We start from the raw sequence: 18,888 nt of genomic DNA, 5'->3' as shown, positions 1-18,888 counted from the left end.
ACCGGTGACCTCGTCCGGTGGAACTCGCGCGATGAGCTGGAGTATCTGGGCCGCACCGACTTCCAGGTGAAGTTGCGCGGACAGCGGATCGAACTCGGTGAGATCGAGGCGGCGATCGCCGATGCCGAAGGAGTCGTCCACGTGGCGGCGACTGTCGTCGACGGACCCGACGGAGGGCAGCATCTCGTCGCATATCTGGCCGGTGCGCCCGGCCGCTCGATCGACCTGTCCGCGGTGCAGTCGGCGACGGCAGAGGCGTTGCCGGAATACATGCGGCCGTCGGTGTGGATGGTCCTCGACGACATCGCGCTGAACTCGGCGGGCAAGCTGGACCGCCGGGCGTTGCCGGAACCGGAGTTCGCCGCAGGCCGGTACGTGGCGCCGGAGACAGACGCGGAGTGGACCGTCGCGGGTGTGTTCGCCGATGTGCTCGGCGTCGACCGGGTGTCGGTGGTCGACGGCTTCTTCGATCTCGGCGGCAATTCGCTGTCGGCCACCCGGGTCGCCGCCCGCGTCGCCGAGGCGTTGGGGGTTGAGGTGCCGGTGCGGGCGCTCTTCGACGCCCCGACACCACGTGATCTGGCCGTTGCCCTCGTCGACGCCGAGATGTCCGGCCCGCACACTCCGGCCGGCCCGGCGCGGTCACCGCAACCGCGGCCCGAGCAGATCCCGCTGTCGTTTGCGCAGCAACGGATGTGGTTCATCAATCAACTCGAACCCGACTCGCCCGCCTACAACATCCCGGTCGTGCTGCGGCTGCGTGGCGAGGTCGATCTCGACGCCATGGGGCGCGCACTCGAGGATGTCGTCGCTCGGCACGAGGTGCTGCGTACGCGATATCCGGTGGGCTCCGACGGGCTGCCCTTCCAGCGAATTCTCCCGGCCGGCACGACGGTCGACTGGGCGGTCGGCACCGAGGACGATGCCTTCGGGATCGTGAGTCGCGGATTCGACGTGACCGTCGAGATGCCCATCCGCGCCAGGATCGCCCGCGTCGGCGAGGACCCCGTCGATCATGTCCTGGTGCTGGTGACCCACCACATCGCGAGCGACGGCGAGTCCTGCTCGGTACTGGCGCGCGATCTGATCACCGCCTACGTGGCACGTCACGACGGACGAGCGCCCGAATGGGCCGAACTCGCGCTGCAGTACGCCGATTACACACTGTGGCAGCGCGATCAGATGGGCGATCCGCGCGACCAGGAATCCGTGATCGGCCGTCAGCTCGCGTTCTGGCGATCGGAGCTCGACGGCCTGCCCGACGCGATCGAGTTGCCCACCGACCGGCCTCGCCCCCGGGTGTCGAGCATGCGCAGCGGCACAGTCGAGTTCGTCGTCGACGGCGACGTCGCGCGCGCCGTCGAATCCGCGGCCCGCGCCCAGGGTGCGACGCTGTTCATGGCGATCCATGCGGCACTGGCCGTCCTGCTCGCCCGGATGTCGGCGACCCGCGACATCGCGATCGCCACCCCGATCGCCGGTCGTGGGCACGCCGCTCTCGACGACGTGATCGGCATGTTCGTCAACACACTGGTCCTGCGCACCGAGGTGGACCCCGAGACCACCGTGTCCGGACTCATCGACGCGGTACGGCGCGTGGATCTCGACGCGTTCGCACACGCGGATGTGCCGTTCGAGCAGGTGGTCGACGCCCTCGATCCGGTGCGATCGGAGGCGTTCGAGCCGCTGGCGCAGGTGATGGTCATCCTCGAGCAGGCCGGCGGCGGGGTCGCGGGCGACACCGCCCCGACCGACATCGACGGCGTGGAGTTCAGCGCGGTCGATCCCGACGCGGACGCCGCGAAGTTCGATCTGACGTTCGGTGTGCAGGACAGGGGCGACCGGCTCGACGGCAAGATCGTCTACGCGGCGGATCTTTTCGACGACTCCACGGTCGCCGGACTCGCCCGCGGTTTCCAGCGGATCCTCGGGGCGATCGCCGATCGGCACGACGGCGCGGTGGGCGACATCGCGCTGCTCACCGATGCTGAGGTCGACGAGCAGCTCCTTGCGTCCGCGGGAGCAGGCGGCCACATCGGCAGCATGCTCCTCACCGATGCGCTCGGCGAGTTCGCTCGCGCCCATCCCGCCGCGCCCGCGGTGCGCGCGGGTACGCGCACGCTCGATCACCGTGAGTTCTCCGCACGGGTCGACTCACTGGCGCGCGATCTCATCGCCAGGGGTGTCGGTCCCGATGTGGCTGTGGGCGTGTGCATCCCACGGTCGGTCGAGATGGTTGTCGCGATCCACGCGGTGATCACCGCGGGCGGGCAGTATGTGCCGATCGACGTCGCGGCACCGCGTGACCGGGTCGAGTACATGCTGACCACCGCCGGAGTGGAGCTCGTGATCGTCGGCGACGGACAGAGCGCGGTCGGCGAGGTCGCGGTCGACACGGTGGTGCTCGACTGCTCGGGCACCGATGTGCCGGAAACCGATCCGGTGACCGATGCCGACAGAATCGCGCCGCTGCGCCCGGAACACGCCGCGTACACGATCTTCACCTCCGGTTCGACGGGTCGTCCGAAGGGTGTGACCCTGACCCATCACGCGGTGGTGAACCGACTCCGATGGGGTCTGGACGAACTGCCCATCGGTCCGTCGGACACGGTGATGCTCAAGACCCCGTACACCTTCGATGTGTCGGTGCCGGAGTTGTTCGCGCCGTTGATGGTCGGCGCGACGGTGCTCGTCCTCGAGGCCGACGGACACCTCGACCCGAACCGCGTGGCCGACGAGATCGCCCGCCACGGGGTCACCATGGTCCACTTCGTGCCGTCGATGCTGTCGGTGTTCCTCGACGTCGTCGGGCCTGATCGAGTGCGCAGGCTGTCCACGGTGCGCATCATCTCGACCACCGGTGAGGCACTCCCGCCGTCGGTTGCCGCCCGGGTCCGAGAACTGCTGCCGAACATCGACTTCTACAATCTCTACGGGCCGACCGAGGCGGCGGTGGAGATCACGTTCGAACGTATCGAGGCGGTCGACGTCGACCAGACCTCGGTGTCCATCGGTGCGCCGGTGTGGAACTCGACCGCCTATGTCCTCGACGGCCGGCTGCAGCCGGTGCCGACGGGCGTTCCGGGCGAGCTCTACGTGGGCGGTGTTCAGTTGGCTCGCGGATACGCCGACCGTCCCGACCTCACCGCGGAACGGTTCGTCGCCGACCCGTTCGGCCCGCTCGGATCACGGATGTACCGGACCGGCGACCTCGTCCGTCGATTCGGCGACGGCCGACTCGATTACCTCGGCCGCACCGACTTCCAGGTGAAACTCCGTGGTCAGCGCATCGAACTCGGTGAGATCGAGGCGGTGCTGGCCTCTGCGCCGGGCGTCGTGCACGCGGTGGCCACGGTGGCCACCGCGCCCGGCGGCGGCGAACACCTCGTCGCGTATCTCGCGGGCGCCCCCGGCGCGGTCCTCGATCTCGGGTCGATCCGCACTGTCGTGGACACCGCGCTGCCCGAGTACATGAGGCCCACGGCGTGGACCGTGCTCGACGAGCTCCCGCTGAACTCGGCCGGAAAGCTGGACCGGAAGGCCCTGCCCGCACCCGAGTTCGGTGCGCCCGCGGTGGGTCACGTACCGGCCGCGACCGACGCCGAGCGAGCCATCGCGGACGTGGTGTCCCGCGTCCTGGGTGTCGACGACGTGTCGGTGACCGAATCGTTCTTCGGTCTCGGCGGCGATTCGATCATGTCGATCCAGCTCTCGTCGATGCTGCGGGCGGCCGGATTGGATGTGAGCCCGCGGGACATCTTCGAACACAAGACGATCCGTGCCATCGCCCGGGCGACCACGAGCCGGGAGGCCGCGGTCCTGCCGGAGTACGAGGGAGGCGGTGTCGGACCGACCGCGCTCACCCCCGGTGTGCACTGGATGCTCGAGCTCTCCGATCGGGCCGAGGATTTCGCCGACTTCTCGCAGACCGTCACACTGACCCTGCCCGCGGCGGCGGGGGTCGACGACCTCCGGGCCGTGCTCGACGCCGTGGTGGCCAACCATCCGATGCTGACGGCGACGCTCGTCGACTCCCGGGACGACGGATGGGTCCTCACCGCAGGCGCGGCCCACTTCGACCCGACCGTCGCCGTCCGCATCGTGGAGGCCGACGCCGATCTCGGGACCGCCGGTTTCGACGACCTGCTGCACACCGAGCACCGAGCCGCTCTGAGCCGGCTCGACCCCGCAGCCGGACGGCTCGTCGAGGTCACCGGTCTGCGCCCGCGGTCCGGAGGCGACGGCCGCCTGTTGGTGTCCGTGCACCACATCGCCATCGACATCGTCTCCTGGCCCGTCGTCGCGACCGAGCTCGCCACGGCGTGGGCACAGCGGACCGCGGGCCTGCCGATCGAGCTGCCAGGAGAGGTCACCTCCGCCCGGCGATGGGCGGGTGTGCTCGACGAACTCCCGCAGACCCGGCCCGCCGAGGCGGAGCTGTGGCAGCAGCGACTGCCGCAGCGCGACACCGTTCTCGGTCGCCGGCTGGACCGGACGCGTCACCGCGAACGCACCGTCACCACCATCACGTCGACTGTCGATGCAACGGTCTCCGAAGCCGTGCTGTCCCGGGTGGCCGCTGCCTTCCACACCGGGACCGACGAGATCCTCGTCGCCGCGCTCATCACTGCGATCGAGCGCTGGCAGGGGGCGCAGCCAGACTCGGGCGACGCCGACAGGGGCGTATCCATGCTGCTGGAAGGGCACGGGCGCGAGGAGCAGATCCAACCCGGGGCCGACCTGTCGCGGACCGTCGGCTGGTTCACCGCCTTCACCCCGCTCACCGTGACGCCGCCGGTGGGCGATCGAGTGCCGACGGACACGGTGCGGGCGGTCAAGGAACTCCTCGCCGACACCCCGGACAAGGGCATCGGTTTCGCACCGCTGCGCCACGCCGCCGGAAGCGAACTCCGCAATCGTCCGTTGCCGCCGGTCCTCTACAACTTCATGGGCGTCGCAGGAACAGGTCCTGTCGAGTCGGGCCCGGGCGCCGACGATGCCGGATTCACGTTCGCGACGGACGCGCCCGCGCTGCCCGGTACGATCACCGGCGACATGCGGGCCCTCGCCGCGCTCAACGTGCACGTCCATGTCGGTGGCGGTGCGCGGGGGCGCGAGATCGTCGCCGACTTCGGTTATCCCGCCGACGTACTGACCGGCCCTGAGGTCGCCGAGATCGCCGGCGCATTCGAGGACGCTCTGGCAGTACTCGTCGACGAGGTCGACCGGGTCGGCGACATGGGGCTCACGCCCTCCGACGTAGCGGGTGCCGATCTGACCCAGTACGACCTCGACGACCTCGCCGCGCGGTATCCCGCCGCCGACATCTGGCCGATGTCGCCTCTGCAGCAAGGGCTGTACGTCGAGGCGGCCCGGCACGACGGAACCGACGCCTCCGTCGACGTCTATGTCACCCAGTCCGTCATCCGGCTGGACGGGGATCAGGACGCCGACCGCCTGCGCCGCGCGGCAGGGCGCCTCCTGCAACGGCACCGGGTGCTGCGGTCCGGCTTTGTGCAACCGTCCAGCGGTGCGCTCGCCGTGGTGGTGCCGGAGACCGTCGAAATTCCCTGGCGCACCGTTGATCTGAGTGGTGAGACGGTGGCTGCGGCCGATGTGCTTCTCGACGAGATCGCAGTCGCTGAGCGTGTCGAGCGGTTCGACCTCGCCGCACCTCCGCTGATCCGGTTCGTGCTGGCAACCCTCCCGGGCGAGTCCGGGCCACGTGCCGCGCTCATCGTCACCAACCACCACCTGCTCTTCGACGGATGGTCCGGACCGCTCGTCCTGGCCGACCTGATCGAGGGCTACGTCGTCGACGACGACGAAACCCGCTCGTCGGCAACCGACTACGCCGACTTCCTGGACTGGTTGTACCGGCAGGACCGTGCCGCCGCAGTGGACGCGTGGCGTGACGAACTGTCCATCGTCGACGGTCCGACCCTCGTCTCGACGGGCGCCGCCGCCACCGTCGAGGAGATGCCTGCCGAGCATGCGGTGTTCGTCGGCCCCGACACCGCCCGCCGGTTGGAGGAGTTCGCGCGCACCTCCAACGTGACGTTGTCGACGGTCGTCCAGTTCGCGTGGGGTGTCCTGCTGTCCCGGATGACGGGCCAGGACACCGTGACCTTCGGTGAGACGGTGTCCGGCAGGCCCCCCGAGATCGATGGCGTCGAGTCGATGATCGGCCTGTTCATCAACACCCTTCCGGTGGCGGTGTCCGTCGGATCGCAGACGACGATCGCCGACGCAGTCCGCGCCCTGCAGGAGAGCAAGACCCGACTGCTCGACCACCAGCATCTGGGACTGCCGCAGATCGCGGCGGCGGTGGGCGAGGTCGGCTTCGACACACTCACCATCTTCGAGTCGTATCCGATCGATGGTGACGCCGTCGCCGATGGCAGCCGGGCGGCCGGGCTGCGCATCGCAGGCATCGACTTCACCGATGCAACGCATTACCCGCTGAACCTGTTCAGCACGCCGGCGGGTGACGATCTGGGGTTGAATCTCAAGTACCTTCCGAGCGCGTTCACCGCCGACGAGATCGCCGGCTTCGCAGCGGCCGTCGTGGCGATCCTGAGGCACGTCGTCGAGGGCCCGGACACCGTGATCGGTGACATCGATCTGCTGAGCGCACCGGCGCGCGCCGCGGCTCTGGTGCGTGCGGCCGGAGACGAGGTCGCCGTTCGACCCCAGACCGTCGATGCGCTCATCGCCGCCCAGATCGCGGCCACCCCGGACCGGACGGCGCTCGTGGTCGAGGATCGGGTCGTCGACTATCGGGAGTTCGGCGCGCGGGTCTCGGTGCTGGCACGTGCACTGCTCGGGCTTGGTGTCGGGCCCGATGTCGCGGTGGCCGTGAGCATCCCGCGTTCGGTGGAGATGATGGTCGCCGTCCATGCGATCGTCGCGGCCGGTGGGCAGTATGTGCCGATCGACGTCGGCACCCCCGCCGATCGTGCCGAGTACATGCTCACGACCGCGGACGTCGCCGTCCTCCTCACCGGTCCGGACGATGCGGTGGCCGACGAGGTGCGCAGGGCTGCAGGCACGACCGGGACACCGATCGTCGTCGTCGATTCGTCGTCGCCGGTCGATGACACCGTGGAGCCGGTGACCGGCGCCGACCGGCCTGCGGCGATCACCGGTGACAACGCGGTCTACACCATCTTCACCTCGGGTTCGACCGGCAGGCCGAAGGGCGTCACCCTGACCCACGCGGCGGTGCTCAACCGCCTGTGGTGGGGTCTGGACCGGTTCCCGCTCACCGCGGACGACGTCGTGGTGCAGAAGACCCCATACACCTTCGACTGCTCGGTGCCCGAACTCTTCGCGCCGCTCGTCGCAGGCGCACAGGTGTTGGTTGCCCGGCCCGGCGGACACGCCGACCCGGTCTATCTCGCCGACCTGATCGCCGAACACCGGGCGACCATGGTGCACTTCGTGCCCTCGATGCTCTCGGTGTTCGTCGATGTGGCCGGGCCCGAACGTCTTTCGCGCCTGACGTCGGTGAAGTACCTCTCCACCACCGGCGAGGCGCTGCCGCCCGCGGTCGCGGCCGAGGCCCGCGCCATGATGCCCGGCGCCGCGTTCTACAACCTCTACGGCCCCACCGAGGCTGCGGTCGAGATCACCTATCAGCGGGTGGACACCGTCGACGAGTCCGCCACGTCGGTGCCCATCGGTCTACCGTTCTGGAACTCGACGGCCCACGTGCTGGACTCCCGACTGCGACCGGTGCCCCCGGGCATCCCCGGCGAGCTCTACCTCGGCGGTGTGCAACTCGCGCGGGGATACGCCTCGCGCAGCGACCTGACCGCCGAGCGGTTCGTCGCAGATCCCTTCGGCACGCCCGGCGGCCGCCTCTATCGCACCGGCGATCTGGTGTGTGTCGACGGTGCCGGCCAGATCGTCTACCTGGGGCGCACCGACTTCCAGGTGAAACTGCGCGGCCAGCGCATCGAACTCGGCGAGATCGAGGCGGCCATCGCCGCGGCACCCGGCGTCGTCCATGCCGCGGCCACCGTGGCGGCCGCACCGGGCGGCGCGGAACATCTGGTCGCGTATGTCGCGGCCATCCCGGGGCACGATCTCGACCTCGACGAGGTCAGGCACGCCGTGTCCGGTGCGCTGCCCGAGTACATGCGGCCAACCGTGTGGATGGTGCTCGACGAGATCCCTCTCAACACGGCCGGAAAGCTCGACCGGCGCGCGCTGCCGGAACCGGTCTTCACCGAGGGTGAGTTCGTCCCGGCCGCCACCGATGCCGAGCGTGCGATCGCCGACGTCTTCGCCGATGTGCTCGGCATGGCGCGGGTGTCGGTGACCGACAGCTTCTTCGATCTGGGCGGCAACTCGCTCTCCGCGACCCGGGTGGCGGCGCGCATCGGTGACGCGCTCGATTCCACCGTCGCGGTGCGCAGCCTGTTCGACGCGCCGACGGTGCGGGAACTCGCGGCCACGCTGGTGCCCGGAAGTGGCCGGGCGCGGCCACCGCTGGTCGCCGGCGCACGCCCGCAGCGGCCGCCGCTGTCGTTTGCGCAGCAGCGGATGTGGTTCATCAACCAGTTCGACACCTCGTCACCCACCTACAACATCCCGGTCGCCATGCGGTTGACGGGAGACCTGGACCGCGCCGCGCTGCGGGCCGCGCTCGACGACGTGGTGACCCGCCATGAGGTCCTGCGGACGGTCTTCCCGGCCGAGGCCGGTCGGCCGTACCAGCGGGTGATCGATGTGGAGTCAGCTGTCTCGCAGCTGGATTGGGCGGTGACCGACACCTCCGAGAACGCCATGTCGGTGATCGCCCAGGGATTCGACGTCCGCACCGAACTCCCGATTCGCGGGCGAGTCGCCACGCTCGCCGACACCGACCATCTCGTCGTCCTCGTCGTCCACCACATCGCGGCCGACGGCGAGTCGGGTCCGGTGCTCGCTCGGGATCTGATCGCCGCGTACACCGCCCGGGCCCGCGGCGACCGACCAGACCTGCCTGCCCTGCCCGTGCAATTCGCCGACTTCGCGCTCTGGCAGCACCGGGTCCTCGGCGACCCCGAGGATCCGTCGTCGCCGGTGCGCGAACAGCTCGACCACTGGGCCACCCAACTCGCCGGTCTCCCGGACGTGCTGGATCTGCCGACCGATCGTCCGCGCCCGGCCGTGGCGTCGATGCGCGGTGCGACAGTCCATTTCGAGATCCCGGCGGATGTCGCCGACCGGGTGCGTGACATCGCGCGGGAGCACGGGGCCACCGAGTTCATGGTGCTGCACGCGGGTCTCGCAGCAGTGCTGGCCCGCTTGTCGTCGACCACCGACATCGCGATCGGAACCCCCATCGCCGGTCGCGGCGAGGCGGCACTCGACGATCTCGTCGGCATGTTCGTGAACACGCTCGTGCTGCGGGCGGCCGCGGAGCCGGGGATGCCGTTCGCCGATCTCGTCGCCGCTGTCCGCGCCACCGACCTCGATGCCTTCGCCCACGCCGACATTCCGTTCGAACAGCTCGTCGACCACCTGAATCCGGTGCGGTCCGAAGCCTTCGCGCCGCTCACGCAGGTCCTCCTGACGGTCGATGCGACACCACCCGACCGGACGACCGACGAGTCGATGTCCACCGTGACGGCCGACGGTCTGACCATCGAGCCGATGGACCCGGGTGGCGAATCGGCGAAGGTCGACCTGACCGTCGGATTCGCCACCGATGGCCCCGGCAGGCCGTGGCGCGGCTCGATGATCTATGCGACCGATCTGTTCGACGCCGGCACCGCGCGATCGATGGTCGACCGGCTGGTGCGGACTCTCACCGCCGTCACCGCCGCCCCGCAGCGGGCCATCGGCGACGCGCCCCTTCTCGACGAGGGCGAATCCGCCGATCTCACACCGGTGTCGGGCGGCCCGGGAACCGAACCCGTGGTCCTCGCCGATCTGTTCTCCGGCGCGGCCCGCAGGTGGCCCGATCGCGTGGCGGTCCACGATGCGCACGGTGTGGGACGCACATACGCCGAGCTCGACGAACGGTCGAACCGTGTGGCGCGGTGGCTGATCGGGCAGGGGATCGGCGTCGAATCCCTGGTCGCCCTGGCGATCGGCCGGTCGGCGGATCTGCTCACCGCGATCTGGGCGGTCGCCAAGACCGGTGCCGGCTATGTGCCCATCGACCCCGACTACCCGTCCGCGCGTGTCGCGTCCATGGTGGCGGACTCGCGTGCGGAACTCGGTCTCACGGTGTCCGACACAGGATCGCTGCCCGACGAGGGATTCGATTGGCTGCAGCTGGACGGCGACGAGGTGGCCGCGCAGGTCGACGGGCTCGACGCATCGCCCCTGCCCACCGAGCACCGCAACGCGACCCGCCCCGACAACGTGGCCTACGTCATCTACACCTCGGGCTCCACCGGACGTCCGAAGGGCGTCTCGGTGACCCACTCGGGTCTGGCGAACTTCGCCGCCGAGGAGATGACCCGACTCGGCGTCTCCGACGACGGCGGGCCGCCCCGCGTTCTCGGCTTCGCATCACCGAGTTTCGATGCGTCCGTGCTCGAATACCTGCTCGCCACCGTTGCGGGCGGAACCGTGATCTACCGGCCGGGTGACGCCGTCGGCGGTGAGGTGCTGCAGGCCTTCATGCGTGAGCACCGGATCACCCACACCTTCCTGACCCCCACGGTGCTGGCCACCCTGCATCCCGAAGAGCTGCCGGATCTGTCGGCACTGATGGCCGGCGGTGAGGCCGTCCCGCAGTCGCTCGTGGACACCTGGTCGCCGCACGTCGCCGTCCACAATCTCTACGGGCCGACCGAGACCACCATCGGCCTCACCTTGTCGACACCGATGCCGGCAGGCGCCCCGGTCCGGTTGGGCGGACCGCTCGCAGGCATCGGTCTGATGATCCTCGACGACCGTCTCCGTCCCGTCCCCGTAGGAGTGACCGGCGAACTGTATGCCACCGGGCTCGCGCTGTCGCGCGGGTACCTCGACCGGCCGGGTCTCACCGCGGAACGATTCGTCGCCGACCCGTACCGCCGCGACGGAGAACGCATGTACCGGACCGGGGACGTCGTCCGCTGGCGTCGCGACGACTCCGATGCCCTCGTCGTCGAGTACTCCGGCCGCAGCGACGACCAGGTCAAGCTCCGCGGTCTGCGTATCGAACTCGGCGAGATCGAGTCGGTCCTCACGACCTGCGCAGGCGTCGAGTCGGCGGTCGTCCTCGGCGTCGGCGGCTCGGTGGCCACCGCGCTCGCCGCCTACCTGGTCACCGACCGGCCGGTCGACGTCGACGATCTGAGAACCGTTCTGGGCGAACGGCTGCCGGCGTTCATGGTGCCGTCGTCGTTCACCTTCCTCGATGCGCTCCCGCTGACGCCGGTGGGCAAACTGGACAAGGCGGCGCTTCCGGAACCGGTGCTCGAGACCACCGTGTTCCAGGCGCCCGACGGCGACGACGAACGAGCCGTCGCCGAGGTGTTCGCCGAGGTCCTCGGCGTCGACGAGATCGGCGCGACCGACGACTTCTTCACGCTCGGCGGCAACTCACTGTCGGCGACCCGGGTCGTTGCCCGGGTGGCGCAGGCGCGTGGTGTGGACCTCGCGGTGCGTGACCTGTTCGAGGCGCCGACGGTGCGCGCCCTTGCCGGACGGCTGACCCCGGGGACCCGGGCCGTCGAACCGCTCACCGCCGGACCGCGTCCGGACCGCATCCGCCTGTCCAACGCGCAGCAGCGGATGTGGTTCATCAACCAGTTCGACAGTGGGTCACCGGCTTACAACATCCCGGTGGCGATGCGCCTCGAGGGGCCGTTGGACGGCGACGCGTTGCGGGCGGCGCTCGTCGACGTGATGACCCGTCACGAGGTGCTGAGGACCGTCTATCCGCAGGTCGCGGGCGACCCGGTCCAGCGGATCCTGGCACCCGCCGATGCCGCGGACCGACTCGACTGGGAGAGCGCCCACACCGAACGAGAGCTGTTCGCCGCCGCGGCCGTCGGATTCGACGTGACCGTCGACCTCCCGATAAGGGCACGTCTGCTCGCCACCGTTCCGGCCGACCACACCCTGCTCTTGGTCGCCCACCACATCTCCGCCGACGGTGAGTCGATGGGCCCGCTCGTGCGCGACCTGGTGCTCGCCTACCGGGCGCGGGCCGCCGGCAGCGAGCCCGAGTTCGCGCCACTCACCGTGCAATTCGCCGACGTCGCGCTCTGGCAGGAGCGAGCGCTCGGCGCCGCCGACGACCCCTCGTCGGTGTTGGGTGGGCAACTCGGATACTGGACAGATCAGCTCGCCGGGCTCCCCGATGTGCTCGAACTCCCGACCGACCGTCCGCGTCCGCAGGCTGCGTCGATGCGTGGTGGACTCGTCGAGTATTCGATTCCGCGACACGTCGTCGAGCGCATCGAGACATTGGCCCGCGACCACGGTGTCACCGAGTTCATGATCCTGCACGGCGCACTCGCCGTGCTGCTGGCCCGACTGTCGGCGACCTCGGACATCGCGATCGCCACACCGACCGCCGGCCGAGGACAGGCCGTGCTCGACGACCTCGTCGGGATGTTCGTCAACACCCTGGTGCTGCGCACCGACGTCGCGGGCTCGGCGACCTTCGCAGAGGTGCTCGACCTCGTCCGCCGCACCGACCTCGACGCACTCGCCAACGCCGACGTACCGTTCGAGTATCTCGTGGAGAAGCTCGATCCGGTCCGTTCGGAGGCGTTCGCGCCGCTGGCACAGGTGATGCTCTCCTTCGATCAGAGCCTGGTGCGGGCAGGTGAGTCGCTCGCCGCGTTCGAGGACCCGGTCGACGACGGACCCGGGCTGCGGGTGACCCCGGTTGCCGATCAGGGCGTTCCGCCTGCCCGGCTCGATCTGTCGGTCGGGGTCGCCACCAACGGCGCCGACGGTGGTTGGCGTGGCGACATCGTCTATGCTGCGGATCTGTTCGACCGCGTGACGGTGCAGACCGTCGCCGACCGGTTCGTCCGTCTCCTCGACACACTGACCGCGGATCCGCGGCGACAGGTCGGCGACGCGGAGATCCTCGATCGATCGGAGCTGCTCGAGGCCGCCGAGCATGCACAGGGAGCCGATGTGCTCGTCGGCGACGAGTTCATCGGCGAGGTGGTCGCGCGGCAGGCGAAGCGCACCCCGTGGGCCACCGCGCTGCGGTTCGCCGACCGTGCCGTCAGCTACGCCGAGTTCGCCGGTCGGGTCAATGTGCTGGCCCGCGAACTGATCTCGCGCGGGGTCGGTCCCGACGTCGCGGTCGGGATCTGCATGCCGCGCTCGGTCGAGATGGTCGTCGCCGTTCATGCCGTCGTGACCGCGGGCGGCCAGTACGTCCCGATCGACACCTCCGCGCCCGCCGATCGCATCGGCTACATGGTGCAGACCGCCGGGGTCGTATCGGTACTCGTCGCGCCCGGTTCGACGCCGCCCGCATTGACCGATGTCGGTGTCGATCTGGTCACCGTCGACGCGGCGACCGGCCTCGCAGGCGACACCACACCGGTCACCGACGCCGACCGGCTCGCGCCGCTGCGACCCGACCACGCCGTCTACACCATCTTCACGTCCGGTTCCACCGGCCGGCCGAAGGGTGTCACACTTGCGCATGACGCGGTCCTGAACCGGCTGTGGTGGGGTCTGCATCAGCTGCCGATCGGCAGTGCCGACACCGTTGTGCTCAAGACGCCGTACACCTTCGACTGCTCGGTGCCGGAACTGTTCGCGCCGTTGATGATCGGAGCCCAGACCCTGGTCCTGAAGGCCGACGGACATCTGGACCCGGTGTATGTCGCCGACCAGATCGTCGAGCACCGCGCCACCATGGTCCATTTCGTGCCGTCGATGTTGTCGGTGTTCCTCGAACTCGCCGGCCCCGACCGGCTCGCCGCCCTCGACAGTGTCCGGATCCTGTCGACCACCGGTGAGGCGCTGCCGCCTGCGGTGGCCGCCCAGACGCGTGCGCAGATACCGGGTGCGGACCTGTTCAACCTGTACGGCCCGACCGAGGCCGCCGTCGAGGTCACCTATCAACGTGTCGAGGCGATCGACGAGGACGACTCGACGACCCCGATCGGTGTGCCGGTGTGGAATTCGACGGCCCACGTGCTCGACGGCCGGCTTCGGCCGGTACCGGCAGGCGTGGCGGGGGAGCTGTACGTCGGTGGTGTCCAACTCGCGCGCGGATATGCCGCACGTCCGGACCTCACCGCTGAGCGGTTCGTCGCCGATCCGTTCGGCGAGCCCGGCGAGCGCCTCTACCGGACGGGTGATCTCGTGCGGGCCGATCACGACGGGCGACTCGAGTACCTGGGCCGCACCGATTTCCAGGTCAAGCTCCGCGGGCAGCGGATCGAGCTGGGCGAGATCGAGTCGGTCCTGGCCGGCTCGCCGGGTGTGGTCCACGCGGCGGCGACCGTGGCGACCGCGCCCGGCGGAGGTGAACATCTCGTGGCCTATCTGGCAGGCGACGGCATCGACCTCGACGTCGTCAAACGTGATGTCGCGCAGGCGCTGCCCGAATACATGCGTCCGTCGATCTGGACCCTGCTCGACGACATCCCGATGAACACCGCAGGCAAACTCGATCGCCGCGCACTGCCGGAACCGGACTTCGCCGGAGCAGGCGAGTTCGTCGCACCGTCCGGGCCGCTCGAACAGACCGTGGCGCAGGTGTTCGCCGACGTCCTCGGCGCGGACCGGATCAGCGTCACCGACAGCTTCTTCGACGTGGGCGGCAACTCCCTGTCGGCCACCCGGGTGGCGGCGCGGGTCGCCGAGGCGCTCGATGCCGAGATCCCGGTGCGGATGCTGTTCGACGCGCCGTCGGTGCGGGAACTGGTCGCACGGGTGGCGCCCGGTTCGGGTCAGCAGGCGTCGTCGATCGTGGCGGTGACGCCGCGCCCGGCGGAGGTGCCACTGTCCCTCGCGCAGCAACGGATGTGGTTCATCAACCGGTTCGACCCGGCCGCGGCGACTTACAATATCCCCATCGTCCTCCACCTGAAGGGCGCTCTCGACGTGGAGGCCCTCCAGTCGGCGGCGATCGACGTGGTGGCGCGCCACGAGATCTTGCGGACGACGTATCCCGAGACCGACGGCATCCCGCGTCAGTTGGTCCACGACGCCGACGATGGGGCGGCGCGACTTGACTGGGCCGTCGTCGACGATCGAGCCGACCTCGAGGCCGCCCTGTCCGCCGGGTTCGACGTCACGACGGAATCACCTGTCCGCGTGCGTCTCTGGCGCGCCGCGGCAGATGATCACGTATTCGCGCTGGTGGTGCACCACATCGCGGCCGACGGCGAGTCGATCGCCCCGCTCGTCGCCGACTTCATGACCGCCTACGCCGCCCGCCGTCGGGGCGCGGCGCCGGACCGGCCGGACCTCGCCGTGCAGTTCGCCGACTACGCACTCTGGCAGCGACGTGAACTCGGCTCACCCGACGACCCCCGGTCGGTCATCGGCAGGCAACTCGATTTCTGGGGCCATGAGCTCGCGGGCCTGCCCGATGTCCTCGAACTGCCGACAGATCGTCCACGGCCGCCGGTGGCCACCCATCGGGGAGCCTTGACGCACTTCGAGATCCCGACCACGGTCGCGGGCAGGGTCGCCGCCCTCGCGCAGGCCCACGCGGCCACCCCGTTCATGGTGGTACAGAGTGCGCTGGCCGTGCTCCTGGCGCGGTTGTCGTCCTCCGGCGACATCGCCATCGGCACACCGACGGCCGGACGCGGACAGCGCGTGCTCGACGATCTCGTCGGCATGTTCGTCAACACACTGGTGCTGCGCACGCCGGTCGATCCGTCGATGTCGTTCGGGGAGTTGGTCGATGAGGTCCGCCGTGCCGACGTGAACGCATTCGAGCACGTCGACGTGCCGTTCGAGGCAGTGGTCGAGCGACTCAACCCGGTGCGATCGGAGGCGTTCGCGCCGCTGACGCAGGTGTCACTCACCTTCGACCAGTCGGCGGTCGCGGATTTCGCGCCTGCGGCCCTGGCCGGAGCCGACATCGACGGCATGCAGATCAGCCCGCTCGCCGCCCCCGGGGTCTCGGCGAAAGTGGACCTCACGGTCGCCGTGTCGGCCGCGCCGGACGGTCTGCCGTGGACCGGATCGATCGTCTTCGCCACCGACATCTTCGACGAGTCGACGGTCGCCGCACTGGCGCGCCGCCTGGTCGCGCTGCTGGACACGATGACCGCGTCGCCGGAGCTCGCCGTCGGCGACGCGGATCTGCTCGACGACACCGAGCGCGCGCAGCTGGTGCCGGTGTCGGGGCCGGCGTCCGACGGCCAGGTGCTGCTGGGCGAGATGTTCGACCGGGCGGCGCGGGCGTGGCCCGACCGCGAGGCGGTCGCCGATTCGTCGGGCAACACGCTGACCTATGCCGAGCTGGATGCACGGGCGAACAGGTTGTCGAGGGTGCTGATCGCGGCCGGCGTCGGGCCGGATTCGCGCGTGGCCCTGGCGATCCCACGCTCGGTCGAGCTGATGACCGCGATCTGGGCGGTCACGCGGGCCGGCGGTGCGTTCGTGCCGATCGACCCGGATTACCCGCGCGATCGCGTCGTGGCCATGGTCGAGGACTGCGGCGCCGAGCTGGGCGTGACCGTGCCGGGGATCACCGACCTCACCGACACCGGTCCGCGCTGGCTGACTCTGGTCGGCACCGAGATCCATGGCAGCGATGGCCGGCTCGGCGTGATTCCCGACGGTCCGATCTCGACGGGCCCGCTCTCGCCCGCCGAACTCCGCGGGATTCCGCGTGTGGACAACCTGGCGTACGTGATCTACACATCGGGATCCACCGGACGGCCGAAGGGTGTCGCGGTGACCCACCGAGGGCTCTACGACTTCACCATGGGCTCCATCGAATCGATTCCGTACGAACCGGGTTCGCGCACGCTCGGATACGTGTCGCCGAGTTTCGACGTCTCGATCTTCGAGTTGATCGTCACCATGTTCGGCGGGGGCGCCCTGGTCTATCGACCGGCCGATGCGGTGGGCGGTGATGATCTGCACCGATATCTGGCCGAGCAGCAGATCACCCACGCGATCCTGCCGACCAGTGTCGCCGCGACGGTGCGGCCCGACGGCCTGCCGCACATGAAGTCGCTGACCACCGGTGGCGAGGCGGTACCGCAGACCGTCGTGGACGACTGGGCCCCGCATGTCGACCTGTACAACGCGTACGGACCGACCGAGGCGACGATCGCCGTCACCTACACACCGCCGATGTCGGCCGGTGAGCCGGTCTACGTCGGCAGCCCGTTCCGCGGTGTGCGGCTGGTCGTGCTTGATCAACGCCTGCGCCCGGTGCCCGTGGGAACCTCCGGCGAGCTCTACGTCATCGGAAAGGCGCTGGCACGAGGCTATCTCGCACGGCCTGGGCAGACGTCCGCGAGTTTCGTGGCCACTCCGTACGGCCACCCCGGCGAACTGATGTACCGCACGGGTGACATCGTCCGCTGGGTCCTCGACCGCGACGGCGTGAAGACGATCGAGTTCGTCGGCCGCAGCGACGACCAGGTGAAGCTGCGCGGATTGCGGATCGAACTCGGTGAGATCGAGACCGTCCTCGGTGCGCATCCCGACGTTCGGCGGGCCGTGGTACTCGGTGTCGGACAACCGGTCACCGCGCTGACGGCCTACGTCGTCGGCGACGCGGACCTCGACGTCGAGCACGTACGCGACCATCTGTCGGAACATCTTCCACGGCACATGATCCCAGCGTCGTTCACCGTCCTCGAGGCCCTGCCGATGACCCCGGTCGGCAAGCTCGACAAGCAGGCTCTGCCGCAACCGGTGACCGAACCGACCGTCTACGTCGAGCCTGCGACGGACACGGAGCGCCGCGTGGCCGCCGTGTTCGCCGACGTCCTCGATGTCGATCAGGTGGGCGCCACCGACGGATTCTTCGATCTCGGCGGGAACTCGTTGTCTGCCACCCGGGTGGTGTCACGACTGCGCGATCACGCCCCGCACGTCGAACTGTCGTGGCTGTTCAGCGATCCCACGGTGCGCGGTGTGGCCGGACGTATCACGGGTGATGCCGATGGCGGCGCGATGGGCGAGGTCGTGTTGCCACTGCGCCGGGTCGGCAGCCGGGCACCGCTGTTCTGCGTGCACCCCGCAGGCGGGCTGGCGTGGTTCTACGGCGGGCTCGCCCCTCATCTGCGCGATCGGCCGATCTACGGTCTCCAGGACCCGCATGTGGTGTCCGGAGAGCCGAGCGCGGCCACCGTCGACGAACTCGCCGCCCGGTACGTCGAGGAGATGCGGAGGGTGTCGCCGGACGGTCCGTACCACCTGCTCGGCTGGTCGCTCGGTGGCCACGTCGCCCACGCCATGGCGACGATGTTGCAGGCGGACGGCGCAGAGGTGGCGTTCCTGGGCATCATGGATGCCGCCGCGCCCGCCGAGCCCACCCCGGCGAGTCCCGCACCTGACGGTGCACCGGATGACCCGGCCGACCCGGCGGGCGGCGGGGTCGTCGGCGACATGCTCGGCGGATGGCGGGATCTGTTCGATCTCGGCGACGACGTCCACGCACGGACGCCCGCGGAGGTCGCCGCGGTGGTCCGCCAGCAGATCGCCGCCATGGGCCTGCTCCGCGCCGAGCAGGTCGAGTGGGTGATGGACAGCTTCGAGGCCGCCGAGACCATCGTGACGACCCATCGTCCGGACGTCTTCGACGGGCCACTGGCGGTGGTCACCGCCACCGCTGACAAGACCGACCCCGCCGCGGTCCGCGCGTCCTGGCGCCGATACGTCACCGGGACCATCGCGAACATCGATGTCGATGCACATCACCTGGGACTCGCCGATGCCACATCGCTCGAGATCATCGGGCCCTGGCTCGCGGAACGCCTGGGGGACCGATGA

Annotated in this window: 1 protein-coding gene (only partly in view); it reads left to right on the top strand. The window is 69.7% G+C overall.

Annotated features, from left to right (window positions below; genetic code table 11):
* Positions 1-18,888, top strand: the 3' portion of a protein-coding gene (locus IDF66_RS04285; RefSeq protein ID WP_190265819.1) for a non-ribosomal peptide synthase/polyketide synthase. The gene continues 34,833 nt to the left of window position 1, outside the view; the window shows 18,888 of its 53,721 coding nt (coding positions 34,834-53,721); its start codon lies beyond the left edge, outside the window; it ends in the stop codon at positions 18,886-18,888.

The organism is Gordonia hankookensis (genome assembly GCF_014673215.1).
GTDB lineage: Bacteria > Actinomycetota > Actinomycetes > Mycobacteriales > Mycobacteriaceae > Gordonia > Gordonia hankookensis.
Note: the sequence above shows the minus strand (reverse complement) of the source record. Positions and strands in the feature narration are given on the sequence as shown.